The organism is Natronosalvus vescus (assembly GCF_023973145.1).
In the GTDB taxonomy this organism is placed as follows: Archaea; Halobacteriota; Halobacteria; order Halobacteriales; family Natrialbaceae; genus Natronosalvus; species Natronosalvus vescus.
In genome coordinates this window covers 261,482-272,657 of sequence record NZ_CP099546.1, presented here as the reverse complement: position 1 = coordinate 272,657, position 11,176 = coordinate 261,482, and the positions used below count along the sequence as shown (strand labels likewise).

Genomic DNA, 11,176 nt, shown 5'->3' with positions numbered 1-11,176 from the left:
ACACCAGAAATGACTCAACCAGTCTGCAGCTCGGCAAGCGACAACCGAATCCTACACGAGACGATACGAAGGCGAGAACGAGAACGACGACCCCGCCGTCTCGAGTGACGAACCCGAACGAGCAGCAGGCCTGTCATCACTCGTCTCGAGGATGATGAATCGAGTCAGACGATATCGAAGGAGACGATTGGATAGCGGAGGTGCGAAGCAGTGAGAACGATGGCACCCACCTTCAACGCGCGTACAAGTCCATCCGATAGACCCAGATCCTACTATACACGATACCGACGGCCGTGAAAGACGGCGACCAGGACACGTGACGGGATTGCCCAGGCACGTCGGTCGCTCACCTCGAGCACGTTTGGTGGTGCCTACATCAGCTACCTGACGTCCCCGTCCGAATGCCGGTTGTTAACCGAACCGGCACAACCTCCATCGAACCAGCACCAATGGTGCCCCACCGAGAGCCACCACGGCCACAGGTGCCGAAATGGCGCACGTGATTGCCAATACGGGCGTCACCGAGCCTGCGAGCGTTCACCGGGACGATCCGTCGAGTGAGAGTGTCGAACGAATTCGTGGCTGATGAATCATATAATGCTATATGGAATAGAGACCGTTCGGAATTACTGCGTTCGGTCTGTAGACACGTTTCGCTTCTCAGGCAGCGATGCCGGGAGTGAGAGGTCGTCGATGGCCGATTGAATCTCGATTGGGTCGGCTCGATGACCGAGGTGTTCGTGTAAGTGATTCATACACTCGAGCAATCCAGTAATCGCACCCTGTCTCGTCGAGACGTGTCCGATCGTTTCGGTCACCGACAGCTCGCCAATCTGGTGGCGATACTGCAGTTCCCAGCATCGACCGATCCCCAGCGACGGGTGTGCCTGTTCGGCATGACTGTCCTGGGCGATCAGCTCAACTGGTGGCTGGCGACGGCGATAGACCAGTTCGTCTTCACCGACGACAGCAGGCCCCCATCCCGGCGGCAACGCTTCGTGTGGGATTGGGTGGTGATCCAGTGGCATACACGTCGGGAAAAGCTACTCCCCGTTGAATGAATTCGCCTTGCGTAGGCAGCCACCCTTTGTAGGGTACCCATACACCATCATCGTCGGAGACATTCAATCCGGCGGATTGGTCGGTCGAGTGACCGATCTATCCGGGTGATCGGTGCCTGGCTGTGGCCCCGGTTACGGGCCCCATTCGTGGTGAGGATGTCGGTCTCAGGGACGTTTCAACGGGTACTATACCCTCGAGCCACTACAGCGCCACAATGACCGATTTCGATCCTGAACAATTCGAGGACAAGTACGCCAACTACTTCCCCGAACTGCAGCAGGCCTACAAGAACGCGTTCAGCCGAATTAACGAGCGCTACGACTCGACACTCGTCCACGCCATCGACCAGCAGGTGCTCAACGAGAGCGAACCGTTCTACGACGAGGACGACGGGTTCTGGATCGAACTCCCCGACGACCCCTACGACCGAATCACCGGCGTCGTCGTCGAGAAAGAACAGTTCGAACACGTCCTCGAGGCCCACGTCGACGCTATCGAAACGGAACTCGAGCGTATATTCGACGTTCGAGACTGACGATTGGCCGGCAACCGAACACGGACGACGGAAGGTTTAGGGAGGGCGACACCCAACAGGTGTGTATGAGCACGGAGACCCAAGAGGGAGACGACCTCGAAGAGCGCGTCGCGAACTTCCTGCGTCGGAACTTCCCCCAGATCCAGATGCACGGCGGGAGCGCCGCGATTCAGCACATCGACCGCGAGACGGGCGAGGTACACATCCAGCTCGGCGGTGCCTGCAGCGGCTGTGGCATCTCCCCGATGACGATTCAGGCGATCAAGAGCCGAATGGTCAAGGAGATCCCCGAGATTACGAAAGTCCACGCAGGAACCGGCATGGGCGGCGGTGGCGGTGGCATGAGTCCGTCGTTCCCCGGTGAAACCGTCGACGACGGCGACGACGACGACGAAGGGCCACAGGCACCGTTCTAGCGGGGACTGTTTCAGTCACCGACCGGCCGACCGCGACGTGACGTTCTCACTCTCCCACGTTCGAACGAGTCCCGTGAGCAACGCGTTCGTCGGTACCTCGAGTCCCTGCTCTCGAGCGCGCTCGAGCACGAATCCGTTGATCGCGTCGATTTCCGTTCGCCGTCCCGCCACGAAATCCTGGCGCATCGAGGACGTGTTCTCGGCTGTCGCCGTAGCGACCGATTCGAGCGCGGCGAGCGCCTCCCGATTCGAAAGACGGACGCCACCGGCGCGGGCGACCCGTGCGGTTTCGCGTGTGGCAGCCCGTGCGAGTGGGCGGGCTGGCGACTCGAGCACCGCCCCGTTTCGGACGTCGGCGAGCGCCGTCACCGGGTTAATTCCGGCATTGACCGCCAGTTTCTCCCACCGTCGTCGTGGCATCTCGGTCGAGACCGTCGTCTCGAGATCAGCGGCCGAAAACGCCGTCGCGACGACGTCGGCGACCGCCGACGAGCCGCCGTCCGGCGCTCCGAGAACGATTTCGCCCAGGCCGGTACACGCGACGACTCCCGGTTCCCGAAGGGCGGCACCGTAGGTCGCCGTGCCCGCCAGTACGGGACACTCGAGGTGCGCCGAGAGCACCTCCTCGTTTCCCATCCCGTTCTGGAGGGAGAGGACGGCGTCGAACTGCCCCATCGCCAGCGCCGTCGCTGCCGATTCCGTGTCGAACGATTTGACGGTCACGAGGGCGAGGTCGGCCTCGAGTTCGCGGCCGTCGGTCGTCGCCTCTGGGGAGACCGTAGTCTGGACGGCGTTTTCGATCCGAAGTCCGCGTTCGGTGACTACCCGTGCATGGGGGTCGCGAGCGACGAGGGTGACGTCGTGTTCGCGGGCGAGGAGGCCGCCAACGAGACTGCCGAGACTACCCGCCCCGAAGACGACGATGTCCATACCTGGTCTGGCGAGCGGTGGTGGCAAAATCGTTTTCCTCCTGGAAGCGTCGTGGCGGGACGCACCTCACAATCCCGGAGCAGTGCGGCGAGTTCACCGTCGCCCGAGTGGACAGACACGCTCGTGGTCACGGTATGGGGCAGCCTCCGAATCGTGCCCATTCGAGATGACGGGAGGTAGCCTACGTCCGCGCTCGAGCAGGGTGTGCGCTGTGTCGTGTAAACGGAATGTGCCCGTGTTCGAAACGTGCGACCCGGCACTACAGCGCCGCGCAAACGTCCGTGATGAGGCCGTCGACGCCACTCTCCGCCAGCTTACGCGCCTCTTCGGGAGAGGTGATCGTCCACGGTTCGACCAACAGACCCCGTTCGTGTGCGCGTTCGACCAGCGGCGTCCGAAGACACAGCTCGAGTCGTGGATGGATCGCGACGCACTCTAGCTCCAGGGCCGTCTCGAGAAGCTGATTCACCGGCTGTCGAATGTACACTGGGACAGACGTTCGAGCGACCACACCGCGGGCGCGCCTGGCCAGCCAAGTCTCCCGAACGATCAGCGCGCAGTCCGCACCGGCCGTACTCGCCGTCTCGACGATCGACTGATCGAACGACGAGATAAGTACGTCGTGGTCGAAACCAGCGGCGAGGTCGAGCACATCAGGAACTATCCCCCGCTCTTTGAGATCGAGAACCAGCGACGTCGACGCCGGAGCGGTCTCGAACACCGCCTCGAGTCGCGGTATCGATTCGTCGCTCTCGAGTACGGTGAAATCGCGGAGTTCCTCGAGGGTGTGCGATTCGAGGGCACCCGTCCCGTCAGTGACTCGGTCGAGGGTATCGTCGTGGAACACCACGAGTTCTCCGCTACCGGCACGGCGAACGTCGACCTCGACGGCATCTGCCACCCGGCTCGAGTGCTCGACCGCTGCGAGCGTGTTTTCTGGTGCCTCGAGTGCACAGCCCCGATGACCGACGAGACGAGGCGGTTCAGTATCACGATTCGGTGGTCGGTGCAGGGTGAGTCGAACACCGGTCGTCCCGACCACACAGCCGAGGCTCGCGTCCCGCACGAACTCGCGACGAGAGCGCCCGGTCGTCATCGTGGCTCAGTAGGTGCCCGACCCCTTTGATCTCTTCCCCGAAACGGCGTTGTATCGCGACACCGTGCCCGGAGGGCAAGAGTTAGATGTAGCGAGCGCACACACTCGTACTCGTGATCCGAAAGTGTTCGTAACGAATTCGAGACGTGACGGTCAAATTGCGGGGCGATGAGCGAGCAGTACGCGGGTGCGATACTCGATCTCGATGGCACCGTCTACCGTGGAGAACACGCAGTCGACGGCGCTGTAACCGGTATCGAGCGCCTTCGAGCAGCGGGCGTCGATCTCGTCTTTCTGACGAACAACCCGATCGAACGTCGTTCCAGCTATCGGGATCGGCTGGCGGCCATCGGGGTCGACGCCGACCTCGAGTCCGTGTTAACCGCAGCGACGATCAGCGCGACGTATCTGGCGAATACCCATCCCGACGAAGCGACGTTTGTGGTGGGAGAGACACCCCTTGTCGAGGAACTCGAAACAGCCGGGGTGACGACGACGACCGATCCATCCAGGGCGGAGGTCGTACTCGCGTCGATGGATCGAACCTTCGAGTACGCCGATCTGGAGGACGTCCTCGACGCCTTCGAGAACGAACCCGCGTTCTACGCAACGAATCCCGATCGGACGTGTCCGGTCGCTGATGGCGAGATACCCGACGCTGCGGCGATGATCGGTGCGATCGAGGGGCTCACCGGTCGGGAACTCGACGGAGTCATCGGAAAGCCATCCGCGACGGCCGTCACCGTCGCAGCTGAACAGCTGGGTGTCGACCCCATGCGGTGTCTCGTCGTGGGTGACCGCCTCGAGACCGATATCACGATGGGGCAGCGAGCGGGGATGGATACTGCCCTCGTGTTGTCGGGCGTCACGGATCGGAACCAACTCGATGGGTCGACCGCCGATCCGTCATACGTGCTCGAGTCGCTGGGCGATATCGAGGCGGTGCTCGAGTCGTGACCGGTTCCGATTTCGACGTGGTAGTGATTTCGTGTGCTGTGTGTGAATGACGACACCTCCCGAACCCGTTCGCCTCAGGAGCGGTTCCGAGTTCACCGGAGAGTTATATATAAACTACAAAATTAATTTGTTACTGAGGGAGTTTGAATAGTAGTAAATAATATCGCAGTACCCCGGTTTGCTGGTTTAAATTATGGGTCTTGAAAAGAGTTTCCAGTAAATATTTATGTTATGATTCCTAATGGTTGTTTATGCCTGACAAGCACTCACGACGATCAGTTCTCGCGGGGGCCTCGGCAGCCACTGCACTGGGCCTCGCAGGATGTCTCGGTGGCGACGACGACGACGGCGACGGCGACGTCGACGACGATGTCCTGAACTTCTGGCACGCCATGGGTGGTGGCTCTGGCCAGCTCCTCGACGACATGGTCGAAGGGTACGATGGCGCAAACAGCGAGTCCGAGTATCAGGGCAGCTACGAGGACATCCTCCAGAGCATGTTCGGGGCCATCGAGGCCGGCGAGATGCCCGACGTGGTCATGATCGACAGCCTGCACAACCAACAGGTGCTCGACACCGAGGCGACCCAACCGGTCTCCGCCCTGTTGGGAGATGACTTCCCGACCGACGACCTCGTTAGCGCCGTCCAGGACTTCTTCGTTGTCGACGGCGATTTGAACTCGATGCCGTTCAACAACTCGAACGCAATCTTGTACTACAACAAGGACGCGTACGAGGAGGCCGGACTCGACCCCGAACAGCCACCGGAAACGCTCGAGGACGTTCGCACCCACTCCGAAGCGCTCGTCGAATCCGGCGCGACGAACTACGGGATCACCTGGCCAAACCACGTCTGGTTCGTCGAAACCTGGTACTCGCTTGCCGACGAACTCATCCTCGACGAGGAGAACGGTCACACCGGCGCGCCGACGACGATGTACGCCGACACCGATTTCGCCCACGAACTCTGGACGTGGTGGAAAGAGATGTACGAGGACGACCTCTTCATGAATCCGGGTATCGAAGCCTGGAGCGAAGCCCGCAGCGCGTTCCTCACCGGTGAAGTCGGCATCAAACTCGACTCGACTGCGGCCGTCGAATCGACCCTCTCCGGAGCCGAAGGCGACGTCGACGGCGACGACATCGACGAAGAGGACGTCGACGCGTTCGAACTTGGAACCGGGTTCTACCCCTCGCCAACCGAAGAACGCACCGGCGTCGTCATCGGCGGCGCATCGCTGTGGGTCAGTGGCGACATGTCCGACGAACGCGAGGAGGAAGTCGGAGGTCTGCTCGAGCACCTGACCTCCGTCGACCAGCAAATCGAGTGGCACCAGGGCAGTGGCTACTACCCGATCCGGAACGAGGCTATCGACGAACTCGAATCCGATGGCTGGTTCGAGGACAACCCCCACTATGCGACGGCGTTCGATCAGCTGCTCGAGTCCGAGACGACGCCGGCAACCTTGCGCATGCTCGTCGGCCCAGCCCGGCAGGTGCAGCTGACGATCCAGGAGGAGTCCCAGGAGATCTTCTCCGGCGCTGTCAGCGTCGATGAGGGATTACAGAACATGAAAGAAGACGTCGAGGAAGAGCTCGAACGGTACGACCGCGTCGCGAACCAGTAAGGCTCGACACGCGTCGAGTTCGTTTTCACCATGTCACGAGAAATATACAATCGGTCGTGGGTGGCGTATCTATTGTTGTTGCCGACACTCGTCGTGTCAATCGTTTTCCTATATTACCCGGCGATCCGAGCCGCGTATCTCAGTCTGTACGAGACGCTACAGTTCGGGACGATCCGGGTCTGGACGGGGCTCGGTAACTACCAGTACCTGCTCACCTCGAGCGATTACCACAGTAGTATCGGTATCACGATCCTGTTTTCGCTGATCGTCATCATCGGGGTGTTGACCATCTCGCTGGTGATCTCGTATCTCATTTACGAGGTCAGCGTCGGGCAGTCGTCGTATCTCATCGCCGCGATCTGGCCGTACGCGTTGCCGCCAGCGGTCGCTGGTATCGTGTTTTTCTACATCATCCACCCGACGCTGGGGGTGTTCACACAGCCGATCGAGGCGATATTCGGGATCAACGTCGACTGGTTCACCAACGGCAGACAGGCGTTCACCATCGTCACGATCGCCGTTATCTGGAAACAGATCGGCTACAACGTGATCTTCATGATCGCCGCGTTGAACAACGTCCCGGACGCACTGGGGGAGGTTGCCGATCTGGACGGCGTCGGCAAGTTCCATCGGCTAGTTCGGGTGTACGTCCCGCTCATCTCGCCGACGCTGATCTTCCTGATCGTGATGAACACGATCTACGCGTTCTTCCACACGTTCGCGTTCATCGACATCCTCACGCAGGGTGGGCCGGGCGGTGCGACGAACATCATGATCTACGACCTGTACCGAAACGCCTTCGAGTTCAACAATCACGGCCTGGCGTCGGCCCAATCGGTGATCCTCTTCTTCGTCGTGGGGATTCTGATGTACGCCCAGTTGCGCGTCTCCGATCGCTATGCACACTACGGGTGATCACACATGAGCACTGACACACAATCACAGTCGACGTCGCCACCGAACACGATCACCGTCTTCGATAGACGGCTCAACCCGGAGCAGACACTCAAACGGCTCCTGGTTCACCTCGTGCTCGGGTTCTCGGTGTTCGTGATGGCGGTTCCCATCCTGATCGCCGCCATCGTGAGTACACAGGAAGTCGGCATCGTCACCAGTTTCAGCGACTTACTGCCCGGCTCACAGCTGATCGACAACTACCAAACGGTGATGACCGACTACAACTTCGGCGTCTACCTGATGAACTCGTTCATCATGTCGATCATCATCGTCGTCGGGAAACTCGCCATCTCGCTATTTGCCGCGCTGGCGATCGTCTACTACGACTTCCCGTTCAAGAACCTGATGTTCTTGATCATCCTGTTCACGCTCATGCTGCCCGTTCCGGTGCGGTTCGTCCCGCTGTTCAACATCGTGACGGATCTCGGCTGGTACAACAGCATGCTCGCGTTGACCATCCCGTATCTCGCGAGTGCGACCACCGTCTTCCTGCTCCGCCAGCACTTTTACTCGATTCCCGCGTCGATCGTCGAACAGGCGAAACTCGACGGGATCGGGCCATTCAAATTCCTCATCTACGTCCTGATTCCGATGTCGAAAGGCATGCTCGCAGGCGTCTCCGTGATCATGTTCATCTACGCTTGGAACCAGTACCTCTGGCCGCTGGTCATCATCGACTCCCAGAGCCAGCAGGTCACCCAGGTCGGGATTACCCTGCTCCAGGGAGACATTCAGGCGGGTGAGTTGCAGTGGGCAATCGTCATGGCAGGCGCGATCATCACCCTGATCCCGCCACTACTCGCGCTGATCATCTTCAAGAAGCCACTCCTCGAGACCTTCGGGGTGCAACAGAAGTAACAATGACAGAGATTACACTCAACAACGTCACAAAGCAATTCGAGGACGTAACGGCAGTCGACTCGATCGATCTCACGATTAACGAGGGCGAATTTCTGATCCTCGTCGGCCCATCCGGCTGTGGGAAATCGACCACGCTCCGGATGCTCTCGGGGCTCGAAACCGTCACCGAGGGGGAGATCTTCACGAACGGCACCGAGATTACTCACGTAGCCCCGAAAGACCGTAACGTCGCGATGGTGTTTCAGAACTACGCGCTCTATCCGCACATGACCGCTAAGCGGAACATGAGCTTCGGGATGAAGTCGGCGGGCGACTACACCGACGACGAAATCGAGCGCCGAGTCATGGAAGCCGCGTCGATCCTCGACATCGAGGATCTGCTCGAGCGGAAGCCGAAAGCGCTCTCCGGCGGGGAACGACAGCGCGTCGCCATCGGTCGCGCGCTCGTTCGCGACCCCGACTACCTGCTCATGGACGAGCCGCTGAGCAACCTCGACGCCAAACTCCGGATCCAGATGCGCGCGGAGCTGAGCCAACTTCACGACGAACTCGGCACAACCACCATCTACGTGACCCACGACCAGACCGAGGCGATGACCCTCGGCGACCGCGTCGCCGTGATGGACGGCGGCCGCATCCAGCAGGTCGCCGAACCACAGACGTTGTACGATTATCCGGCGAATCAGTTCGTCGCGGAGTTCATCGGCAGTCCCGCGATGAACACTGTCCCGGTCACGATCGAACGCAACGGCACCAAACACGTCGCCACCTCGGCCTCGGATCAACTCAGAATCGCCCTCCCGGAGAGTGAGGGGCTGGAAGGTCTCGAGGGAACGATGATGCTACTCGGGGTTCGACCCGAAGACCTCTCGGAGGGGACGGCAACGGACGACAACCGCGTTCGAACCACCGTCTCCGTCACCGAACCGCTGGGGGACTCGATGCTGTTACACGGCCACGTCGAATCCGAACTGCTCAAATTCCAGATCGAGGCGCGACGGCAACTCGAGACCGGAGAAACCCTCGATTTCAGCGCCGATACGGATCGGATTCACCTGTTCGATCCCGAAACCGGTCACGCACGGTATCACTCGGATCAGTCGGTCGACGCGCCCGACCAGACACCGACACACTGACAGCCATCGGGCCAACGGTATCACTCACTGACGTTCAGTCGATGACGACAATTACCGACCGCGTGGAGAGACGGATACGCAGCGACTCGTCGACGAGTGTCATCACCGACCAGTCGGCACTGGATCCAACAGCCTATCGAGTCGACGTAGCGGGCCGCGGGCCAGATATCGAACGATTACTCGACCTGCTCGAGCCAGCCCTCTCAGCCGACGGACGGCCGACGGTGTACGCGTGGGGCCCGAAAGGAGCCGGTAAATCGACGATTCTCGTCGGCGTCGTCCGGGCGATTCGGCGGGTCGGCGGCGACGACAGGGAGCTGTTTTACACGTCGACGCGGACGACCGAACGGGACGTCCCTGTTGCGACCTACCTCGACGCCCGCAGCGTCACGAGCGAGTTCGCGTTTTATCGTGGTCTGCTGGCATCGGTCATCGGTTCCGAGGCCGTGCCAACCAACGGCATCAGCACGGAAGAGCTTCGAGAACGAGTCGAGTCCGCGCTCACGCCGCGCCACGCGGCACTGATCGTGACCGACCACCTCGACGACACTCGAGCGCCGCCGGCGACGGAAATCGCGTCCTGGATCGACGGCCTCGAGACCCGGACGGCGTGGGTTGCGAGCGGCCGGAGCCCCCCTGACGACGTCGACATCGCGTTCGACCACTACCTCGAGTTCGATCCCTATCGTCACCACACGCTCGTCGATATCCTCACCGGCCGGGCCGACGCGGGGTTGACAAGTGGGTCGATCATGCACGACCAGCTGGACGCGATCGCCGAGTGGGCAGACGGTGACGCCCACGACGCGCTGGTCGCGCTGTTTGTGGCAGCGAGGGCGGCAGCGGCCTCGGACGATCACCGGATCGACGATGACACGAGGGCTCGAGCGGTCGAGCGCCTCCCCGACGATTGCGTCTCGCTCCACCGCGTGTTCGCATTACCTGCCGATCGTCGAGAGCTCCTGTATCGGTTCGGTGCCCTGTCGACGACGGAGACGGCCTCGGTCGGGGCGACCGCGAAGGCGCTCGCCTCCCACCCGGCGATCGAGTTACAGGCATCGACGGTCAAACGGCTGCTGTACGAACTCACCGAAGACGGGCTGTTTCGTCGCATCGACGGGGAAAGCGACGGTCGTGGCAGGCCACCGAGCACGCTCGAACCACGGTTTCCGGTGTCGGTGTTCATGGCATTACACGACTCGGACTCGGATTCGGATTCGGACTCGAACCCAAACGAATGATCGAACCACCCTCGACCGGCGTCAGTCCTCCGTCCAGTACATCAGATTCTCCTTTTCGGTGCCACAGCCGGGACAGGTGTCTGGAAGCCCTTCGTTGATCGCACCCATCTCGCCACACTCGGTACAACGCCACATCAACTCGGCTTCGCCGAACTCGTGGCCCGCTCGAGCGTGTTCGACGCTCAACGCTTCGACGCCCTCGCGCGTGGTGACGAAGAATCCGCCGTGGTCGAGTCCGCGGATCGTCCCGAGTTTCGTGCCCTCCTCGTCGTAGACGACCTGTCCGAAGGTGACCTCGTGAACGTCCTCAATTGCGTCCTGTTCGCCTTCTCTCGCAGGTGTTTCTCCCATACGATT

General features: G+C 60.9%; 12 protein-coding genes. 8 read left to right on the top strand and 4 right to left on the bottom strand.

Going from position 1 to position 11,176, the window contains the following annotated elements:
- Positions 1-626: 626 nt before the first annotated feature.
- Positions 627-1,028: a hypothetical protein gene (locus NGM68_RS01210; protein ID WP_252699843.1), complete on the bottom strand. Its 402-nt coding sequence runs from the start codon at positions 1,026-1,028 to the stop codon at positions 627-629.
- A gap of 248 nt (positions 1,029-1,276) precedes the next feature.
- On the opposite strand from NGM68_RS01210, the gene NGM68_RS01205 reads away from it, so the two are divergent.
- Positions 1,277-1,597, top strand: coding sequence for a DUF5783 family protein (locus NGM68_RS01205; RefSeq protein ID WP_252699842.1), 321 nt, complete (start codon positions 1,277-1,279; stop codon positions 1,595-1,597).
- A 65-nt stretch (positions 1,598-1,662) separates the two neighbouring features.
- Positions 1,663-2,013 (top strand): NifU family protein, encoded by a 351-nt coding sequence (locus NGM68_RS01200; protein WP_252699841.1) that lies wholly within the window; start codon positions 1,663-1,665, stop codon positions 2,011-2,013.
- 15 nt (positions 2,014-2,028) lie between these two features.
- On the opposite strand, the gene NGM68_RS01195 is transcribed toward NGM68_RS01200, so the two are convergent.
- Together NGM68_RS01195 and NGM68_RS01190 are read right to left on the bottom strand one after the other, a co-directional pair.
- The gene (locus NGM68_RS01195) at positions 2,029-2,943 is read right to left on the bottom strand and encodes a ketopantoate reductase family protein (protein WP_252699840.1); all 915 of its coding nucleotides are present in this window, start codon (positions 2,941-2,943) and stop codon (positions 2,029-2,031) included.
- A 259-nt stretch (positions 2,944-3,202) separates the two neighbouring features.
- Positions 3,203-4,039, bottom strand: a complete 837-nt coding sequence (locus NGM68_RS01190; RefSeq protein ID WP_252699839.1) for a glycerophosphodiester phosphodiesterase — start codon at positions 4,037-4,039, stop codon at positions 3,203-3,205.
- Between the two features lie 168 nt (positions 4,040-4,207).
- Here NGM68_RS01190 and NGM68_RS01185 point away from each other — a divergent pair, with 168 nt between their 5' ends.
- The 6 genes from NGM68_RS01185 (at position 4,208) to NGM68_RS01160 (ending at position 10,819) form a co-directional block, all read left to right on the top strand.
- Positions 4,208-4,996 (top strand): HAD-IIA family hydrolase, encoded by a 789-nt coding sequence (locus NGM68_RS01185; protein WP_252699838.1) that lies wholly within the window; start codon positions 4,208-4,210, stop codon positions 4,994-4,996.
- A 251-nt stretch (positions 4,997-5,247) separates the two neighbouring features.
- Entirely contained in the window at positions 5,248-6,624 is a 1,377-nt protein-coding gene (locus NGM68_RS01180; protein ID WP_252699837.1) for an ABC transporter substrate-binding protein, read from the top strand.
- Between the two features lie 30 nt (positions 6,625-6,654).
- Positions 6,655-7,539, top strand: coding sequence for a carbohydrate ABC transporter permease (locus tag NGM68_RS01175; protein WP_252699836.1), 885 nt, complete (start codon positions 6,655-6,657; stop codon positions 7,537-7,539).
- A 6-nt stretch (positions 7,540-7,545) separates the two neighbouring features.
- Positions 7,546-8,439 (top strand): carbohydrate ABC transporter permease, encoded by an 894-nt coding sequence (locus NGM68_RS01170; protein ID WP_252699835.1) that lies wholly within the window; start codon positions 7,546-7,548, stop codon positions 8,437-8,439.
- Between the two features lie 2 nt (positions 8,440-8,441).
- Positions 8,442-9,578 carry an ABC transporter ATP-binding protein gene (locus tag NGM68_RS01165; protein ID WP_252699834.1) on the top strand — a complete coding sequence of 379 codons (1,137 nt, stop codon included), beginning with the start codon at positions 8,442-8,444 and terminating at the stop codon, positions 9,576-9,578.
- Between the two features lie 41 nt (positions 9,579-9,619).
- Positions 9,620-10,819, top strand: coding sequence for an AAA family ATPase (locus NGM68_RS01160; RefSeq protein ID WP_252699833.1), 1,200 nt, complete (start codon positions 9,620-9,622; stop codon positions 10,817-10,819).
- Positions 10,820-10,840: 21 nt separating this feature from the next.
- Here the strand turns inward: NGM68_RS01160 and NGM68_RS01155 are convergent, their stop codons facing one another.
- Positions 10,841-11,170: a DUF7130 family rubredoxin-like protein gene (locus NGM68_RS01155; RefSeq protein ID WP_252699832.1), complete on the bottom strand. Its 330-nt coding sequence runs from the start codon at positions 11,168-11,170 to the stop codon at positions 10,841-10,843.
- Positions 11,171-11,176: the final 6 nt, after the last annotated feature.